This window comes from Microbacterium sp. APC 3901, assembly GCF_030407765.1.
Classification (GTDB): domain Bacteria; phylum Actinomycetota; class Actinomycetes; order Actinomycetales; family Microbacteriaceae; genus Microbacterium.
Genome location: NZ_JASDCU010000012.1, coordinates 22,054 through 40,302 on the forward strand (window position 1 = coordinate 22,054; position 18,249 = coordinate 40,302).

General features: G+C 67.4%; 14 protein-coding genes and 1 tRNA gene. 14 read left to right on the plus strand and 1 reads right to left on the minus strand.

Features of this window, described 5'->3' with window-relative positions:
- Nucleotides 1–3: 3 nt before the first annotated feature.
- From cydB to cydC, 3 genes are all read left to right on the plus strand, one after another.
- Nucleotides 4–1,026, plus strand: coding sequence for a cytochrome d ubiquinol oxidase subunit II (gene cydB, locus QMA07_RS12100; protein ID WP_290162177.1), 1,023 nt, complete (start codon nucleotides 4–6; stop codon nucleotides 1,024–1,026).
- A 106-nt stretch (nucleotides 1,027–1,132) separates the two neighbouring features.
- Nucleotides 1,133–2,812: a thiol reductant ABC exporter subunit CydD gene (gene cydD, locus QMA07_RS12105; RefSeq protein ID WP_290162178.1), complete on the plus strand. Its 1,680-nt coding sequence runs from the start codon at nucleotides 1,133–1,135 to the stop codon at nucleotides 2,810–2,812.
- Nucleotides 2,809–4,482, plus strand: a complete 1,674-nt coding sequence (gene cydC / locus QMA07_RS12110; protein WP_290162180.1) for a thiol reductant ABC exporter subunit CydC — start codon at nucleotides 2,809–2,811, stop codon at nucleotides 4,480–4,482. Before cydD ends, cydC begins: the two co-directional genes overlap by 4 nt.
- 141 nt (nucleotides 4,483–4,623) lie before the next feature.
- Here the strand turns inward: cydC and QMA07_RS12115 are convergent, their stop codons facing one another.
- A complete protein-coding gene (locus QMA07_RS12115; protein WP_290162183.1) occupies nucleotides 4,624–5,400 on the minus strand; it encodes a hypothetical protein in 777 nt (258 codons plus the stop codon).
- A gap of 286 nt (nucleotides 5,401–5,686) precedes the next feature.
- Between QMA07_RS12115 and QMA07_RS12120 the strand changes: the two genes are divergently transcribed.
- From QMA07_RS12120 to QMA07_RS12170, 11 genes are all read left to right on the plus strand, one after another.
- A tRNA-Ser gene (locus tag QMA07_RS12120) sits at nucleotides 5,687–5,776 on the plus strand.
- 337 nt (nucleotides 5,777–6,113) lie between these two features.
- On the plus strand, nucleotides 6,114–7,583 hold the full coding sequence (locus QMA07_RS12125; RefSeq protein WP_290162185.1) for a GH32 C-terminal domain-containing protein: 1,470 nt from the start codon (nucleotides 6,114–6,116) through the stop codon (nucleotides 7,581–7,583).
- A gap of 43 nt (nucleotides 7,584–7,626) precedes the next feature.
- On the plus strand, nucleotides 7,627–8,964 hold the full coding sequence (locus QMA07_RS12130) for an extracellular solute-binding protein (protein ID WP_290162187.1): 1,338 nt from the start codon (nucleotides 7,627–7,629) through the stop codon (nucleotides 8,962–8,964).
- 76 nt (nucleotides 8,965–9,040) lie between these two features.
- Nucleotides 9,041–9,922 (plus strand): sugar ABC transporter permease, encoded by an 882-nt coding sequence (locus tag QMA07_RS12135; RefSeq protein ID WP_290162420.1) that lies wholly within the window; start codon nucleotides 9,041–9,043, stop codon nucleotides 9,920–9,922.
- A complete protein-coding gene (locus QMA07_RS12140; protein WP_290162189.1) occupies nucleotides 9,919–10,830 on the plus strand; it encodes a carbohydrate ABC transporter permease in 912 nt (303 codons plus the stop codon). Before QMA07_RS12135 ends, QMA07_RS12140 begins: the two co-directional genes overlap by 4 nt.
- On the plus strand, nucleotides 10,827–11,846 hold the full coding sequence (locus QMA07_RS12145; RefSeq protein ID WP_290162190.1) for a LacI family DNA-binding transcriptional regulator: 1,020 nt from the start codon (nucleotides 10,827–10,829) through the stop codon (nucleotides 11,844–11,846). The genes QMA07_RS12140 and QMA07_RS12145 overlap by 4 nt, the downstream gene beginning before the upstream one ends.
- Nucleotides 11,847–11,956: 110 nt before the next feature.
- Entirely contained in the window at nucleotides 11,957–12,940 is a 984-nt protein-coding gene (locus tag QMA07_RS12150; protein ID WP_290162192.1) for a LacI family DNA-binding transcriptional regulator, read from the plus strand.
- A 128-nt stretch (nucleotides 12,941–13,068) separates the two neighbouring features.
- Nucleotides 13,069–14,682 (plus strand): ABC transporter substrate-binding protein, encoded by a 1,614-nt coding sequence (locus QMA07_RS12155; protein ID WP_290162194.1) that lies wholly within the window; start codon nucleotides 13,069–13,071, stop codon nucleotides 14,680–14,682.
- A 70-nt stretch (nucleotides 14,683–14,752) separates the two neighbouring features.
- Nucleotides 14,753–16,159: a family 43 glycosylhydrolase gene (locus QMA07_RS12160; RefSeq protein WP_290162196.1), complete on the plus strand. Its 1,407-nt coding sequence runs from the start codon at nucleotides 14,753–14,755 to the stop codon at nucleotides 16,157–16,159.
- A complete protein-coding gene (locus QMA07_RS12165) occupies nucleotides 16,156–17,262 on the plus strand; it encodes a glycoside hydrolase family 172 protein (protein ID WP_290162198.1) in 1,107 nt (368 codons plus the stop codon). The genes QMA07_RS12160 and QMA07_RS12165 overlap by 4 nt, the downstream gene beginning before the upstream one ends.
- Nucleotides 17,263–17,272: 10 nt before the next feature.
- The gene (locus QMA07_RS12170) at nucleotides 17,273–18,247 is read left to right on the plus strand and encodes an ABC transporter permease (RefSeq protein WP_056415664.1); all 975 of its coding nucleotides are present in this window, start codon (nucleotides 17,273–17,275) and stop codon (nucleotides 18,245–18,247) included.
- Nucleotides 18,248–18,249 lie beyond the last annotated feature (2 nt).

An 18,249-nucleotide genomic window follows, 5' to 3' on the forward strand; every position in this document is an offset into this window, starting at 1 on the left:
GTCATGGAATACATGTGGTTCTGGATCGTCGCCTTCCTCTTCGTCGGCTACTTCGTGCTCGACGGGTTCGATTTCGGTGTGGGCATGTCGCTGCCGTTCCTCGGCAAGAACGACGTCTCGCGTCGCCAAGTGATCAACACGATCGGTCCGATCTGGGATCTCAACGAGACCTGGGTCATCGTCGCCGGTGCCTGCCTGTTCGCGTCGTTCCCCGAGTGGTACGCGACGCTGTTCAGCGGGTTCTACCTGCCGCTGCTGCTGATCCTGCTCGCGCTGATTCTGCGCGGCGTCTCGTTCGAGTACCGGCACCAGCGCGAGAGCGCGCAGTGGAAGCGCGGCTTCGACCGGATGATCGTGATCGGCTCGGCCGTGCCGGCGCTGCTCTGGGGCGTCGCCTTCGGCAACATCGTGCAGGGGGTGGCGATCGACGAGAGCCACATCTACGTCGGCGGCTTCTTCGCCCTGCTCAACCCCTATTCGCTGCTCGTCGGCGTCACGACGCTGCTGCTCTTCTTCCTGCACGGCGTGCTGTTCGTCTCGCTCAAGACCGACGGGCAGGTGCACGCGGATGCTCGTCGCCTGGTGAAGCTCGCCGCCGGACCCACGGTGCTCGCCGCCGCCGGCACCGTGATCTGGACCATCGGCATCGCCTGGGGCCGTGAAGCCCCACTGATGCTGATGGTGGTCGGATGCGGTCTCGTCGCAGCGCTCGCGCTCGTGGCGTCGGTGCTCTTCTCGATGCGCGGCCGCGACGGGCGGGCGTTCGCGGCGGGCGCTGTGACCGTGGCATCCGCCGTCGTGATGCTGTTCGCAGCGCTGTTCCCCTACGTCATGCCGTCGACGATCGACCCGGCCTTCAGCCTCACGATCGAGAACGCATCGAGCACGCCGTATACGCTGACCATCATGAGCTGGACCGCCCTGATCGCCCTGCCCCTGGTGCTCGCGTACCAGACGTGGACGTACTGGATCTTCCGCAAGCGCGTCACTCGCAGCTCGATCGAGGGGGCTCCGGCACACGCGTGAGACACGGCTTCTGCTCCGGTCGCAGTTCGTGCCGCCTTCCTGATCGGGGAGCGGCACGAACTGCGACCGGAGCGACCTGTCGGGCCATCGCTGCGGAGATGGCGCGATGAAGCCCGTCGACCCTCGACTGCTGCGGTATGCCGCCGCGGCGCGCGGATTCCTGCTGGCTTCGGCCCTGATCGGTGTCGCTCAGACGGCGGTGACGATCGCGTTCGCCTGGATGCTGACGGATGCCGTCACCGGCGCGCTCGCCGGGCGCGATGTCGCCACCTCGCTGCTGTGGCTGCTCGGTCTCGCGGGGCTTCGGGGCGTGCTGATCGCGGCATCGGACGCCGCCGGAACCCGTGCTGCGGCGAAGACCGGTCTGCAGCTGCGCACGGCACTGATCACGGCAGTCGGTCGCCTCGGGCCGGGGTGGCTCGCCCAGCGCAACCAGGCGGGGCTCGCCGTGACGGCGGGGCATGGGCTCGAAGCGCTCGACGCGTACTTCGCCCGATACATCCCGCAGCTCGTGCTCACGGTCATCGCGACGCCGGTGCTGGTGGCGGTCATGTGGTGGCAGGACTGGCCGAGCGGGCTGACCGCGGTCATCACGCTGCCGCTGATCCCTCTGTTCCTGATCCTCATCGGCATCGCCACCCGCACGGTGCAGCGCAAGCAGTGGCAGACGCTGCAGCGGCTCGCCGCGCGCTTCGCCGACACCGTGCAGGGCCTCTCGACGCTGCGCCTCTTCGGACGAGAGCGCCGCGCCGCTGCGCAGATCGAGCAGACGGCTGACGACTACCGCCGCGAGACCATGAAGGTGTTGAGGTTCTCGTTCCTCTCGGGCTTCTCGATGGAGTTGCTGGCTTCGATCGCGGTGGCTCTGATCGCGGTGGCGGTCGGATTCCGCCTGCTCTCGGGTGATCTGTCTCTCGAGGTCGGACTGTTCGTGCTGCTGCTCGCGCCCGAGGCCTTCCTGCCGATCCGCCAGGTCGGAGTGCAGTTCCATGCGGCAGCCGAGGGGGTTGCGGCGACCGAGGATGTGTTCGAGGTGCTCGACGCGGCCGGGGCTCGGGTGGACTCTCGGTCGGCCGGTGTTCACAACTCAGGAACGAACGCCGCGGAGCGGATCAGGGCGGGGGCGGAGGGGCACGATTCGGGTGCTCTTCCTGAATTGCGAACGGGCAACGCGCAAGACCTCGTAATCTCCGGTCTGCGCGTGCGCGATCTGCCGCCGGTGTCGTTCGCCGCGACGCCCGGAACCATCACTCTGATCGAGGGGCCGAGCGGCGCAGGCAAGTCGAGTCTGCTGGCCGCCCTGCGCGGTGCCGTCGAGTTCGAGGGCACGGCCGTGGTCGGAGGCGTGGATGTGCGACATCTGGCGCCGTCGGAGTGGCTGGCGTGGAGCGGGCAGCGCCCTCAGCTGAGCCGAGGCACGATCGCCGCGAATGTGGCGTTGGGCGATCAGGCGCCGATGGCCGATGGCATCCGCCGTGCCCTGGACGACGCGTGCGCGAACGACCTCGACCCTGCGCTCGAGTTGGGCGTGCAGGGCAGTGGGCTCTCGGGGGGACAGGCGCAGCGGGTCGCGGTCGCGCGGGCGCTGTATCGCCAGGCGCAGCGCCCCGACGCCGTGCTGGCGCTCGACGAGCCCTCCAGCGCCTTGGACCCGGAGACCGAGCAGCGCCTCTGGCACTCGCTGCGAGCACGTGCGGATGCCGGGGCGACGGTGCTGCTCGTCTCGCACCGTCGGTCGGCACGGGACGTGGCCGATCAGGTCGTCGAGCTGGGGGTGAGCGTGTGAGCGGCGCCAGCTCCGCGGCGCGTGTGCGCGGCATCCTGCGTCTCGCGCAACCGCCGCTTCGTCGATTCCTCCCGGGCGCGATCTGGGGCTTCCTGTCGGCGGGGGCCGCGGTGAGCCTGCTCGCCGTCAGCGGGTGGCTCATCGTCAGCGCCTCGATCGTCGACTCGCTCGTGCCGCTGTCGATCGCGGTCGTGGGCGTGCGGTTCTTCGCGGTCTCGCGGGCCGTCACCCGCTACCTCGAACGGCTGAGCGGACACGACGCGGCGCTGCGGCAGCTCGCATCCACGCGCGCCGACATGGTGCGGCGCCTCACCCCGCTCTCTCCCGCCGGCCTCGGTCGCACCGATCACGGCCGGGTGCTGTCGGCGCTGATCGACGATGTCGAGAACCTGCAGAACCTGCCCCTGCGGGTGGTGCAGCCCCTCGCCGTGTCGGGGCTCGTCGCGCTGGGGGCCGTCGGATTCTTGCTGTTCGTGTCGGTGCCGGCTGCCCTGACCCTGGCCGCCTGTCTGGTGATCGCGGCAGCCGCGGCGATCGGCCTCGGGTGGCTGTTCGGGTCGCGCGCCGAGGCCGCTGTCTCGCGTCGTCGAGGCGACCTGTCGGCGGCGCTCACCGACTACTTCGGCTCGCTCGACGTGCTGCTCGCCTACGGAGCAGAGCCGCAGGCCCGCGAGCGGGTGCGGCAGGCGGATGCCGAGCTCCGCCGGGCCGTCGGCACAGCGTCGCTGGCGCAGGCGATCGCGGCGGGGGTCGTCTCTGCGGTGGCGGGCGCTGCATCGGTCTGGGCGCTGGCTGTCGCGGCGCCGGGCCTGCAGACCGGCGCGATCGACGGCCCGTGGCTGGCCGTCGCCGTGCTGGTGCCCATGGTCGTGTTCGAGGTGTTCGGCGCCGTGCCGATCGCCGCGGCATCCTGGCGCAGTGTGCGGTCGAGCGCCGAGCGCATCGACGACGTGCTTCCTTCCGAGGTGCCCTCCGAGTTGCGGTCCGACGATGGTGACGATGCCGAGATCGACGGCGTTCCCGCGCTGCGGCTGCGTGATGTGCAGGCGTGGTGGCCGGGCGGGACGCCCGCCCTGCGCGGAGTCGACCTCGATCTGCATCCGGGTGAACGTGTGCTCGTGTCGGGGCCGAGCGGTGCCGGGAAGAGCTCGCTGGCCGCAGCGCTCGTCGGATTCCTGCGGGTCGAGGGTGAGTATTCCGTCGGTGGCATGGACGCGTCGGTGCTCTCCGGCCCTGCGCTGCGCCGCACGATCGGGCTGTGCGAGCAGAGTCCGCAGCTGTTCGATGAGGACATCAGACAGAATCTGCTGTTCGCCCGTGATTCGGCGACCGACGATGAGCTGCTCGCCGCGCTCGACAGAGTCGGACTCGGCTCGTGGGTGCGCGAGCGTGGGGGACTGGACGCGCGAGTCGGTGACCGTGGCGGCCTCGTGTCGGGCGGTCAGGCGCAGCGCATCGCTCTCGCTCGTGCACTGCTGCGCGGCTTCCCGGTGCTCGTGCTCGACGAGCCGACGGCGGGAGTCGATCCGGACGCATCCGATGCTCTGCTGCGTGATCTGCTGCAGGCGGCGGGGGAGCAGTCGGTACTGCTGATCTCGCACGTCGCTCCACCTGCGGGAACCGTCGACCGGGTCGTCAGGCTCGAAGACGGCCGCACCGTCTCGGTGTAGTCAGCCTGTGATCTGGGTGCCAGGGGCGTCTTTCCGCCCTGGCACGGCTTCGGATGCCGGAAGCGGCGCGCCGTGGCATCCGTCGTTCCGTCCGGTGTGTCGGGTCTGCGATCCGACTGGGTGCCCAGGTGAGGACGGGGGTCAGACGTTGAGGTCTGCGCGCGGCTCCATCACGATCCCCTGAGCCTCGAACGCGCGGCGGCGCTCCTCGATGCGTCGGTGCAGTTCGACCTGCGCGTCGTCGACGAGTTGTGGGTCGAGGTCGACGGTCGCGGGGCGTGGATCACCGTGGTTGGCTTCGATGTACGCGTCGAGCTCGGGGCCGGACGTCCATGACGTGATCAGTGCGTAGCGCGGTGCGGTGCCGCGGTGCCAGACCGCGTGCCAGAAGCGCTGCGTGTCGACGATGATGCGCGAGCCCTTGCGCAGTGGCAGGCGGATCTCGGTCGCGGGGTCGAAGCGATCGGAGCGCAGCAGGAGCAGCGAGTCGGTGTCGTCGGAGAGGTTGTAGTAGCCGCGCACGACCCACCCGGTGCCGTCTTCGTTGAGGCGGTTGTTGTCGTCCTGGTGCAGGTTGTAGACGGCATCCGCGTACTCGTTGGGCTGCAGCTCGATCACGCGGCAGCGGCCTACGCCGGCGCCGGGCTCGAGGGCGCGGCGCTGCAGGGTCGGGGCGATCGCGACCTGCGACTCCACCCACACGCCGTCCTTGTCGGTGCGGGGCGGGGTGTGGTTCCAGAAGCCGTTGCACTCGATCTCGCCCGCGTAGCTCGCCAGGGGAGCGAAGCGCGTGACGCCGGACGAGCGCCACCCGATGTACTCGAGATCGAGCCACTCGGCGGGGTCGGATGCCTGGTCGTGGTCGTCGAGTACCACGTAGCCGGTCTCTGCGAGCGCCTCCGATGTGATGAAGCCCATTGCGTCCCCTCCGTGCCGATGCCTTAGGCCATCCTAACCAGGCTGCCACGCGGCTGCCCCGGGGCGGGTCGGGTAAAAGCGGGACGGGTTGCCACGCAGCCGGGGTCATGTTCCCTGCGCCTCGCTGCCGTCTGAACCCCCCCTGCGTCAGTCGGCCTATGCTGCCGAGACCTGCCGTCCCGAGCGAGACCCCCGTGCAGACCCCGGGTCTCGTCCGAAGATCAGGATCTCGACCGAGGATGCCGCCGATTCGCGCAGTGGCGCGGGTTATCGTAAGCTAGTCCGCGGTGACGTGTCCGAGCGGCCGAAGGTGCAACACTCGAAATGTTGTGTAGGTTAATCCCTACCGTGGGTTCAAATCCCACCGTCACCGCCATGGAAACCCCCGAGAAATCGGGGGTTTTTCCGTATCCGGGGTGGGGCGTGGTGCATTTCTGGTGCACGTCTCGACGATCTAGCATCCGGAGTACCGCGGTGAACTTGCACCTGCTTTCAATCCGGGCTTCAGGTCTCACCGCCGCGAAGACCCGGCTCCCTTCGCAGCACAGGGAAGCGGGCCTTCGGTGTTCGTCGGGCTTGAGCCGCGGTGACGCCCCATCAACGAGATCGAACCCTGGGCAGAGCGCCAGATGGAATGATTAACCGCTTGACCAGCGGTGCGAGTCCGTTCTATGCTCTGCGTAACCGATTAACCATAGGAGATTGGACGGGAATTGAGCCAGCGAGGGTTCTATCAGCCGGAGAACGGATGGGTGGGGGACGTTATCCCCTGGCAGGAGGACGGCGTGCTCCACCTGTTCTACCTGCACGAGACGCGGCAGTTGCCGAAGCAGGGCATGCCGTGGCACCGCATCTCGACGGAGAACCTCGTCGATTTCGCCGAGCACGGCGAGGTGATCGCCTCTGGCGGTGCCGCCGCAGACGACTTCAATGTCTACACGGGCAGCATTGTCCGCGACGGCGAAGGCGTGCATCATGCCTTCTACACCGGGCAGAACCCCGACCGACGCGGCCGCGACGGGCTTCCTCTGCAATTGATCCTCCACGCTACGAGCCACGACAACATGGCCTCGTGGCAGCGGCATCCGGAGCACACCTTCGGTGCAACCGCCGGCTACGAGACCGCCGATTGGCGTGACCCGTTCGTCTTCCGCGATGAGAGCGCCGGTCTCTGGCGGATGCTGATCACCGCCCGGCACGACCGCGGGCCCGCACGACGACGAGGTGTCGTCGCGCAGTGCGTCTCCCACGACCTCGCGCTCTGGGAACCCGCCCCGCCGTTCTGGGACCCGCGACGGTATGTCGCCCACGAGTGCCCGGAGGTCTTCCAGTGGGGAGACTGGTGGTACCTCGTCTCGTCGGAGTTCAGTGACGCTTTCACTACCCGTTACCGCATGGCGCGCAGCCTCGACGGGCCCTGGATCGTCCCTGAGCACGACACCCTCGACTCGCGCGCGTTCTACGCGGCGAAGTCCGCCGCGCGGGGCGATCGACGCTTCTTCTTCGGATGGATCGCGACTCGTGAGGGCGGCACCGATGACGGTGCCTGGCAGTGGGCGGGCACGATGTCGGTTATCGAAGCCGAGCAGCGCGCCGACGGCACGCTCGCCTTCCACCCGACGCGCGAGCTGCGTCAGACGTTCGGCACACCGAACACCGCGCTTCCGGCCCGCACGACGCTGAGCGCCCCCGACGGGTACGCGCAGGTCCTCAGCGAGGAGATCTCCGAAGAGGCGTTCCGTCTCGTCGCACGGTTCGAGATCGGATCCGGCACACGAGAGTGCGGCATCGTGCTCCGGGTCGGCGATGACGGCGAGTCCGGGTATAGCCTCCGGCTCGAGCCGCAGCGCAACCGCCTCGTCTTCGACCGATGGCCGCGTCGCTCCACCGGAACCGAGCAGTGGCAGATCTCCGGAGATGTGCCCTTCGTGATCGAGCTCGAGCGACCTGTGGATCTCGCTGCGGGTGAGCACGAGCTCGAGGTGATCGTCGACGGCGAGCTCTGCGTTGCGACCGTCGATGATTCGACGGTCCTGAGTACGCGGCTCTACGACCACCCGACAGGTCGAGTCGGCGCGTTCGTCGGCGAGGGAGAGATCACCGTGCTCGAGTTCACCCGACGCACGCGTGATCGCTCTCCCGTCGAAGCGCGACAGCCCGGCCTCCTCACAACGAACGTCTGAGCATCCCCCCACCCACACCTATGGACATCGAAGGAGATTCACCATGATTCGACCCGCACGCAGGATCGCGCTTGTTGCGGCCGCCGCGACGACCGCGCTGGTGCTCACCGCCTGCGGAGGAGCATCACCAGCCGCCGACCCGACCGACGTCGACCCCGAGGGGGAGGTCGTCCCCCGCGAGATATCCTGGCTGCTCTCTCGTCCGGCGGACGGCGGCGTCATCACCACGATGGAGACGATCGCGGACGAGTACGCCGAGGACCACCCCGGATTCGCGCTCAACCTCATCACGACGCCGGATCGTCCTTCGTACATCCAGAAGTACGAAACGCTCGCCGCGGCGAACAAGCTCCCAGAGCTTTTCGACACCGATGCGACACCCTTCGCCCAGAAGCTCGCCGAACAGGGGCGGATGGTCGACATCGATCTCCTCCTCGACGACCTCGGCCTGACCGACGACTACCGCCCGGCGGCGCTGAACTACCAGCGGTTCGACGACGGTTCCCTCTACATGGTGCCGTTCGAATTCCAGCTGGAGTTCTTCTGGTACAACAAGGCCCTGTTCGAAGAAGCAGGCGTGACAGTGCCCGCCACCCTCGACGACTTCCCGCAGATGTGCAAGGACCTGCGCACCGCTGGCGTCACTCCCATCGCACTGGACGGCCAGGACCAGTGGCCGCTCGAGCGGTACATGGCCTACTACCCGTTCCGCATGGCAGGGCCTGAGTACGTGCAGGACCTCAAGAACGGGGATGCCTCGTTCTCCGACCCCGCCGGGCGCGCCGCGGCCGAATGGCTGTACTCGCTCGGGCAGGCCGGATGCTTCTCAGAGGGCTTCTCCGCGACGGGCTACGCCGACGCACAGGCCCAATTCACCTCGGGTTCAGCCGCCGTGTACAACATCGGCACCTGGGAGCTCGGCAACCTCGCTACCGACGCCCTCGATCCCGGCGTCCGTGATGACGTGGACTACTTCACACTCCCGACGATCGACGATGCGGCGACAGCCGACAACGAGTACGTCACGCCCTCCGGCATCGGCATGGCGGTGAACGCCAAGACCTACGACCCCCTGGTGCGGGATTTTCTCGCCTTCGCGCTGGAGCGGTACCCGGAGCTCTATGCCTCGACGGGCGCGCTGTCGCCGACGTCCTCGGCTGCCACGACCGTCCCCGACACCGCGACCTCCCTCTACGGCCGGGCCGTGGAGCAGGCTGACGGTGTCGGCGAGGCGATCGCCATGCCGTGGGACACTCAGCTGGATCCGGCCACGAACACGCGGCTCCAGCAGGAACTCACCCTGCTTGTGCAGGGAGAGATCACACCGGACCAGTTCATCGAGACCATGGACAAGGCGCTCGTGGAGAACAGTGATGGCTGATGTCCTCCCGGCGGGGACGGTCGCGGCTCGCCCGCGACCGTCCGGGCAGTCGCGGCGCCGGCCGATGTCGGGGGCCATGCTCCCTCGCCGGTCGACGCTCTCGGTCCTCGTGTTCCTCGTCCCGCCGCTGCTGCTGTACGGCGTCGCCGTGCTGCTGCCGATCGTGCAGTCCCTCGTCCTGAGCTTCTTCCGGTGGGACGGCATCACCGACATGGCCTTCGTAGGCTTCGACAACTACGTGAAGATGCTCACGCGTGACGACGTCTTCTGGACGGCCTTCGGGAACGCGGTCGGGTACCTCGTGATCTGCCTCGTGCTGCAGCTCGGCGGCGCCCTCATCGTCGCCGGACTGCTCACCGCGCTTCCGAAAGCGCGGGAGCTCGTCAAGACGATCTATCTCCTGCCTGCCATCATCTCCACGGTGGCCATCGCCATCCTCTTCCAGCGGATCTATTCGCTGGAGCCGGTGGGCCTGCTGAACCAGGCTCTGGCGTGGATTGGACTCGAGGGTCTGCAGACGGCGTGGTTGTCGAACGTGCAGACTGTGCTCGCCGCGGTGTCGATCCCCGAGGGCTGGCGCTTCACCGGTCTGTACATGCTGATCATCTACGCGGCGCTGATGGCGGTGCCTCGCGAGCTCGAGGAGGCAGCGCGTCTGGACGGCGCCTCCTGGTGGCAGGTGTTCTGGCGGATCCGGTTCCCCTACATCCGGCCCGTGTGGATCACGACGACCATCATGGCCACGACGTTCGCGCTCCGCGGCTTCGACATCCCGTATCTGCTCACCGGGGGCGGGCCGGGTCAGGCATCCGAGTTGCTGACCACGTACATGTACAAGACCGCGTTCGTGCACACCGATTACGGCTACGCCAGTGCGATCTCGGTGTTCATCGTCATCGAGTGCCTCGTCGCAGTCGGACTCATCCTGCTCGTGCTGCGCCGGAAGGATCGCTCATGACCTCCACCGCCACCCTCTCGCCCCTGGCGACGGCACCCTCGTCGCCGTCAAGGCCGCCGTTCCGACGGCGCGGGTCGTCGCGACTGCGCGCTCAGCGCACACTGCTCACGGTCACGATCGTGCTGATCGTGCTCGTGCAGATCTATCCGCTCGCCTGGCTGTTCCTGACGAGCTTCCGAACCGCGGCGGACTTCGCCGGCGGCAACCCGTTCGCCCTACCGTCCGAGTTCACGCTCGAGAACTACGGGCGTGCATTCGCCACCGGCAACCTCGGGTTGAACATCGTGAACAGCCTGATCGTCACGCTCGGATCCAGCGTCCTCATCGTCGTCGCCGGCATGATGGCCGCCTTCGCGCTGCAGGTGCTCGGCTTCCGATTCAGCGGCATGGTCCGCGCACTGTTCCTCCTCGGGATCATCGTGCCCGTACAGATCGCGCTGGTACCCCTGTTCATCGACTACTCGCAGGTGGGGCTGCTGGACACCCACCTCTCGATGATCATCCCGCTGGCCGCCTTCGCCCTTCCGATGGCGGTGTACCTGTTCTCGTCGTTCTACGAGTACATCCCTCGAGAGACGTACGAAGCGGCCTCGCTGGACGGAGCGGGCCCGTACCGCATCTTCCTCACGATCACCTCACCGCTGTCGGTCAACACGATCATCACGGTCGTGCTCGTGAACAGCATCTTCATCTGGAACGACTTCATCTTCGCGAACACCTTCGTGCTCTCCGACGGGCTGAAAACGATCCCGCTCGGCCTGCAGAACTACATTGGAGCAATGGGCAATACGGACTGGACGGCGACCTTCGCGGCGGTCTGCGTCTCGGTGACGCCGTTGCTGCTCGTCTTCCTCGTCCTCAACAAGGCGATGATCCAGGGCCTCGAGAGTGGAGCCACCAAGGGATGAGTACCGCAGGGAACGGCGCGCACCCGCCGAACGTCACGATGCGAGACGTCGCCAAAGTCGCGGGTGTCTCGATCGCCACGGTCTCGCACGTCATCAATGACAAGCCGGGCGCACGGATCGGAGAGGACGCGCGTCGGCGTGTGCAGGATGCCGTCGCCGCGCTCGGGTATCGTCCCAACGCACTCGCGAAGACCCTCTCCCAGGGCACGTCGCGATTCATCGGACTCGTGGCCGACCAGATCGCCACCACTCCCTTCGCGGGGCAGATCATCCACGGCGCGCAAGACGAGGCGTGGCGGCACGGGTTCGTGCTGCTCGTGGCCAACACCGACGGCAACGTCGACGTCGAGAACGATGCGATCGCGATGATGCTCGAGCATCAGGTGCGCGGCATCCTCTACTCCAGCTGGTACCACCGCGAGATCCCGGTGCCTGCGGCCCTCCATCAGACGGACTCGGTGCTCGTCGACTGCTTCGCGCCCGACAGCGGGCTGCCCGCTGTCGTTCCCGACGAGGTGCAAGGCGGGCGCACGGCCACCGACGAGCTCATCGCGGCCGGGCATCGGCGGATCGCGTTCGTGAACACCACGACGCCATCGCCCGCGCGGACCGGTCGGCTGGCCGGATATCGGGAGGCGCTGAGCGCCGCCGGCATCGACCTCGACGACGCCCTGGTGTTCCGGGCGTCCCCGGAGCAGGAGGGGGGATACCGTGCGACTCCGCAGATCATCGCATCGGGGGCCACGGCGGTGTTCTGCCACAATGACCGTGTCGCCATGGGCGTGTACGACGGGCTGCGAGAGCAGGGTCTGCGCATTCCCGAGGACATGGCCGTCATCGGCTTCGACAATCAGGACGTGATCGCGGCGCATCTGCGTCCGGCGCTCTCCACGGTCGCGCTGCCGCACTACGAGATGGGGGCGGCCGGGGTCCGAGTGCTCCTCGGGCTCGACGAGGCGGGCGTGGCGAACCCGACGCTGGTCCGGTGCCCGCCGGTGCTTCGAGCGTCGATCTGATCCTCTCGCCATCGAGAAAGCTTGACACCCGTTCTGTCGCGCGTTAGTTTGGGTGCTCACAAGTACTAACGCGCGACAGAAGGTCAATGATGACGAAGCGACCCGTCACTATGAGTGACGTAGCCAGAGATCTCGGTCTCTCCCGCTCGGCGGTGTCCTTCGCGTTCAACGATGAGAACCAGGTCTCCGCCGAGACCCGTGACCGCGTGCGGGAGCGGGCGGCCGAACTCGGGTATCGCCCGAACGCCGGCGCCAGGGCGCTCGCCGGACAGCGCACCGACCTGTTCGGTCTCGTGACCGACATCGTCTCGACTCCCTTCGGCGGCGATCTGATCGCCGGGGCGCAGGACTGGTTCTGGCGCCACGGCAAGTCGCTCATCATCGCCGGTGCGGCGCACATCGAGCGTCCGGACGCCCGGTCGATCGAGATGATGCTCGAGCACCGCGTCGGCGGCATCATCGTCGCCACCACCTGGAACCGGCCCATCGACCTGCCCGCCTCCCTCGACGGGGTTCCTGTCGTCCTCGTCCACTGCTTCGACCCGCTCGGACGCTATTCGACGGTCCTTCCCGACGAGGAGAACGGTGGCTATTCCGCGACGTCGATGCTGCTCGAGGCGCGGCGTCGCCGGGTGGCGTTCATCAATCTGCCGGGCGATCTCGTGGCCGCCGAAGGTCGCGAGGCCGGCTACCGCCGCGCCATGGCGCACGCGGGCATCACCATCGACCCCGCGCTCATGGTCCGGTCCGGCCCCGAGGCCGAAGACGGCTACCGGGTCGCGATCGAGCTGCTGCGCGATGGCGACATCGACGGACTGTTCTGCGCCAACGACCGCATCGCGATGGGCGCGTACGAGGCCGCGAGGGAGCTGGGTCTCCGCATCCCCGAAGACATCTCGATCGTCGGCTTCGACAACCAGGAGATCATCGCCGGATCGCTGCGTCCCGGTCTCTCCTCCGTCGCCCTGCCCTTCCGCGAGATGGGGGAGCGGGGCGCGGAGCTGCTCATGAACGCCGCCGACGGCGAGCCGCCGTCCCACGTGAGTGTGGCCTGTCCGCCCATCGTGCGGAATTCGGTCTCGACCCCGACCTGACCCGCAGGGTTCCCGCCCGATGCGGGCATCCGTTTCGACACCCGAACAGTCCTGTTCAAAGATGAAAGGAAATCATGTCTGATTCTCGTTCGCGCCGTTTCTGGCGCGCGTTAGTTGGCGCTACCGCCGTGGTCGGCGCGGCCGCCATGGCGCTGTCGGGCTGCGCTCCGGCCGAGTCCGGTGCGAAGTCCGACATGCTCCGCGTCGCCGCGATCGGCAACGCGTCGTTCGTGCAGAACTTCAATCCCTTCTCGCCGACCGCGGTCGCAATGTCGAAGAACGCCGTCTACGAGTCGATGATGGTGACGAACCTCGCCAAGGGCGAGATCGTCCCCTGGCTCGCCTCCGGGTACGAGTGGAGTGATGACGGGCTCACGCTCACCTTCACGCTCAACGACGACCTCACCTGGTCCGACGGCGAGGAGCTCACGTCGGAGGACGTGGCGTACTCCTTTGACCTCGCCCGCGAGGTGCTCGGCGAGTCGACCTACGAGTACGTCGAGTCGGTCGCCACGCCCGATGACGCGACGGTCGCCTTCGCGTTCAACCGCCCCTACACGCCAGGTCTGTACGAACTGGGGGTGCAGCTGATCGTTCCCGAACACATCTGGAAGGACGTCGACGACCCGGCGAAGTTCCAGAACTCCGACCCCGTCGCCTCGGGACCGTTCACCGAGGTCGCCAACTTCTCCGCGCAGTCCTTCGACCTGCTCCGTAACCCGCACTACTGGCAGAAGGACAAGGCGGACTACACGGGCATCCGTGTGATCGCGTACGGCGGCAACGACGCGGCGAACATCGCCGCGATCAACGGTGACATCGACTTCGGCCTCGGCTTCATCCAGGACATCCAGAAGACCTACGTGGATGTCGATCCCGAGCACCGTGGTTATTGGTTCCCGGCCGTAGGCTCCACGATCGGACTGACCCTGAACACCACCCAGGCTCCCTACGACGACGTAAACCTCCGCAAGGCAATCAGCATGGGCATCGACCGCGAGGCCGTCGTCGCCAAGGGCATGAACGGCTACACGCACCCCTCCGACTGCACCGGCCTGAGCGACGCCTATGACACCTGGCGCGACGACGCCTTGGTGTCGCAGTGCGACTGGACTACCTATGACGTGGATGCCGCGAATGCACTACTCGACTCGTCCGGTTACGAACGCGGCGCCGACGGCATGCGCGTTACCCCGGACGACAATCCGGTCGAGTTCAGCATCGGCGTCGGTTCTGCATCGACCGACTGGATCGCGGTCGCCCAGGTGATCTCCGACAACATGACCGAGCTCGGCATCAGCGCTCCGCTCAAGGTGCAGGACTGGTCGCAGATCAACCAGGCGCTGTTCGGCGGCACGTTCCAAGGCAATATCGCCTGGAGTGGCGCGGGTGTCACACCCTACGAGTACTACCGCAGTGCGATGTCGTGCCGCACAGTGAAACCCGTGGGCGAGGAGGCGACGCAGAACTTCCAGCGCTACTGCAGCGAAGAGGCCGACCAGCTGCTCGACCAGTTCGCCGCGGCCACCAGCGACGAGGAGCAGGCAGCCGTCATGGACCAGCTGCAGGCCGTCTACTCGGAGTCCGCGCCCACCATCCCGCTCTTCCCCGGCCCGGAGTGGGGTGCCTACAACAGCACCAACTTCGTGGGCTGGCCGAGCGAGGACGACCCGTACGCGACTCTGTCGTCCGGCGTGTCGAGCACCGTCGTGGTGCTGGCGAACATCCGCCCGCGCGACTGAGGACTCACCGGTGGCGGCGCCGTCGCGCCGCCACCGGCACCCTCCCGACCTCATCTCAGGAAGCCCCGCGATGCCTCGCACCTTCAAGCCGCCGCACGCCCGCGTCGGCGACACCATCCCCTTCTTCTGGGACGGCACGTTCCACGTGTTCTACCTCAAGCGGTACGCCGACGACACGCACGACCGGATCGAGACCGACTGGTGGCACCTCGCCACCGACGACCTCGTGGAGTTCGACGAGGTCGGAGTCGCCTTGACCCGCGGCGGGGTGCGTGACGCCGATCACTCCACGGCCACCGGAAGCATCGTGCGCGTGGGGGAGCAGTTCCACGCCTATTACACGGGATTCAGTGGCTGGCAGCTCGAGAAGGGCGGGCGGCACCAGACGATCCTCCGCGCGACGAGCCCCGACCTGATCTCCTGGACGAAAGACGCGTCCTTCGCCCTCGTCGCCGACGAATCGAGATACGACCGGCACGAGTGGCGCGACCCCTTCGTATTCTGGGACGACGACGCCGACTGCTTCCGCATGCTCATCGCCGCGCAGAGCATCGAGGGACCGGCGCACCGCCGTGGGGTGACCGCGCAGGCCATCTCTCCCGACGGCGAGCAGTGGACTCCCGCCGAGCCGCTGTGGGCCCCCGGCCTGTTCTCGATGCACGAGTGCCCCGACTTGTTCCGCATGGGCGGCCGCTGGTACCTCGTCTACTCGACCCTGACCGATCGCACCGTCACCCGCTACCGAACCGCCCCCACGCTCGCGGGCCCATGGACCGCGCCCGACGACGACGAGCTCGACGGCCTCGGCCTCTACGCCGCCAAGACGATGTCCGACGGCGATCGACGGTACCTGGTCGGCTGGTGTCCCAACTACACCGCGGGCAAGGACGGCGCCCCGTGGCTCTGGGGTGGAGACCTCGTGATGCACGAGCTCACACCGGCCCCGGACGGACGTCTTCTAGTGCACCCGGTGCAGCGGGCCAGAGACGCGCTGATCGCGCGTGCAGATGCGCCCGCAACGACCCTCGATGCCGTGCGCATCGCCTCCGCCCACGGCTACACGACCCACTCTCTCGGCACCCTCCCGCACGCCGGCGTCGTCGATCTCACGCTCACCCCCGCACGCGGGACGAAGGTCTTCGGGGTCGAGCTCCGCACCGACGATGACCGGCGGCACGGTTACTCCGTCAGCGTCGAACCGGCGCTCCGGCACGTGCGCATCGATCGCCTCGGCAGGTTCGGGGCCGACGCCCCCTTCGACGTGCGACCGTTCGTGCTCGAGAACGACGACGTCACCCTCTCGATCGAGTTCGACGGCGAGGTGACCAGGGTGTACGTCGATGGGGAGAAGGCGATCACCTACCGCGGCTACGACCTGACCGGCGACCAGATCGCTGTGTTCGTAGAGGAGGGCGCCGTCGACGTCGGCTCCGGCCTCATCCACTCCCTGCAAGCGCGTCCCGAGGAGGACCGATGAATGATTCATTCCTGCACGATGCCGTGCGGGCGCTCGACCGCGGCGACCGATCACGTTCTTTCACCGCGGAGAATCGCACCGCTGAGCGAGGTGGCGGGGGCACGGCGGCATCCGCACTCGGTCCGGGGCGCAAGGGCGCACCTTGCCTGACCATTCCTGCGGGTGAAACGGTGACGTTGGCCGACGCTGCCGGGGCGGGGGAGATCCGTCACATCTGGTTCACCGTGACCCCCCACACCCGCGCCGTCGGCTTCGTGCTGCGCGACCTGGTGTTGCGCATGTACTGGGATGGATCCGACGTCCCCTCGGTCGAGGTGCCCCTCGGCGACTTCTTCTGCAACGGGAACGGCCAGCGCAGCCTCGTCGCCTCGTCGCAGGTGCTGGTCGCGCCCACCAGCGGCATGAACTCCTACTTCCGTATGCCGTTCCGCGGCGGCGCACGGATCACCGTCGAGAACCAGCATCCGGTGGATGTCGAAGGGTTCTTCTTCCAGATCGACTGGATCGAGATCCCTGAGCCCGCCGCCGTGCCCGAACTGCGATTCCACGCGGAGTTCCGGCGCGAGAATCCGACCCGCATCGCCGAGGACTACACGCTGATCGACGGCATCACCGGACGCGGGATCTATCTCGGCTCGTACCTGACCATCGTCGCGCTGGAGCGCTACTGGTGGGGCGAGGGCGAGATGAAGTTCTATGTCGACGGCGACACAGAGTACCCGACGATCTGCGGTACCGGCCTCGAGGACTACTACGGCGGGGCCTGGGCGTTCCAGGACCGTCTGTCGTCCGAGGTGGAGCCCCGGGTTCTCACCTACAGCGCACCGTATGTGGGCTACCCGACGTACACCACGCGCGACGAATCCCAGCAGGCGGTGTACGCCACTGCGATGGCTCCGGTGCACGGCATGTACCGATGGCACGAACCCGACCCTGTCTACTTCCACACGGACCTCCGCGTCACCGTGCAGCAGATCGGACAGGTCGGTCCCGACCTCGTCGAGCGCTCGGACGACGTCTCCTCGGTCGCGTACTGGTACCAGGACTCGTCCGGCAACACCGGCCACCCGTTCCCCACCCGCGACCAGCGGCGACCACGTTGAGAGGCATCTGATGGCTTTCGTTCTCCGTAGACTCGGCTACTACCTGATCGCGTTCTGGGCATCCCTCACGATCAACTTCCTGCTCCCACGGCTGATGCCGGGCGACCCCGTCGGTCGCATGCTCGGTCAGATGCAGAACCTGACGGACGATCAGGTCGCGCAGTTCCGGCATCTGTTCGGTCTCGACGACCGTCCGGTGTGGCAGCAGTACATCCAGTACATCGGGGATGTCTTCACCGGCAACCTCGGCCTCTCGATCTCGCAGTTCCCGACTCCCGTCGTGCAGGTGATCGGTGCGCAGCTGGGCTACACGATCCTCCTCGGCGGAACGGCGCTGGTGATCTCGTTCGTCCTCGGCAACCTGCTCGGCATCTGGGCGGCCTGGCGGCGCGGCGGTGCGTTGGACACCATCTTCCCGCCGCTGCTGGTGTTCACCGGGTCGTTCCCCTACTTCTTCATCGCGATGATCGCGCTGTACCTGTTCGCCGTGACCCTGAAGTGGTTCCCGATCGGTCAGGCGTTCACGCTGGGCACCGTTCCCTCGTTCAGCGGGGAGTTCATCGGCGACCTGATGCTGCACCTCGTCCTGCCTGCAGGCACGATCGTGGCGGTCTCGATCGGCGGATGGATGCTGGGCATGCGCAACACCATGATCGGCACCGCCGCGGAGGACTACATCACGATGGCGCGGGCGAAGGGCCTGACCGAGCGGCGGATCATGTACCGCTACGCGGCCCGCAACGCCATGCTGCCCTCGGTGACCGCCTTCGGGATGTCGATCGGCTTCGTGGTCGGCGGCGCCCTGCTCACCGAGGTCGTCTTCGCCTACCCCGGCATCGGCTATCAGCTGCTGCGGGCCGTGCAGGCTCTGGACTACCCGCTCATGCAGGGCATCTTCCTCACCCTGACCGGCGCCGTGCTGGTCGCCAACTTCCTGATCGACATCTTCTACGTGCGGCTCGACCCGCGTGTGCGAGTGAGGTAATC

Excerpts from the sequence above, each read along its gene's own strand:
- QMA07_RS12130 (WP_290162187.1), top strand. The coding sequence starts at position 7,627 with ATGATTCGACCCGCACGCAGGATCGCGCTTGTTGCGGCCGCCGCGACG.
- cydD (WP_290162178.1), top strand. The coding sequence starts at position 1,133 with ATGAAGCCCGTCGACCCTCGACTGCTGCGGTATGCCGCCGCGGCGCGC.
- QMA07_RS12165 (WP_290162198.1), top strand. The coding sequence starts at position 16,156 with ATGAATGATTCATTCCTGCACGATGCCGTGCGGGCGCTCGACCGCGGC.
- QMA07_RS12135 (WP_290162420.1), top strand. The coding sequence starts at position 9,041 with ATGCTCCCTCGCCGGTCGACGCTCTCGGTCCTCGTGTTCCTCGTCCCG.
- QMA07_RS12170 (WP_056415664.1), top strand. The coding sequence starts at position 17,273 with ATGGCTTTCGTTCTCCGTAGACTCGGCTACTACCTGATCGCGTTCTGG.
- QMA07_RS12150 (WP_290162192.1), top strand. The coding sequence starts at position 11,957 with ATGAGTGACGTAGCCAGAGATCTCGGTCTCTCCCGCTCGGCGGTGTCC.
- QMA07_RS12145 (WP_290162190.1), top strand. The coding sequence starts at position 10,827 with ATGAGTACCGCAGGGAACGGCGCGCACCCGCCGAACGTCACGATGCGA.
- QMA07_RS12160 (WP_290162196.1), top strand. The coding sequence starts at position 14,753 with ATGCCTCGCACCTTCAAGCCGCCGCACGCCCGCGTCGGCGACACCATC.
- cydB (WP_290162177.1), top strand. The coding sequence starts at position 4 with ATGGAATACATGTGGTTCTGGATCGTCGCCTTCCTCTTCGTCGGCTAC.
- QMA07_RS12140 (WP_290162189.1), top strand. The coding sequence starts at position 9,919 with ATGACCTCCACCGCCACCCTCTCGCCCCTGGCGACGGCACCCTCGTCG.
- QMA07_RS12115 (WP_290162183.1), bottom strand. The coding sequence starts at position 5,400 with ATGGGCTTCATCACATCGGAGGCGCTCGCAGAGACCGGCTACGTGGTA.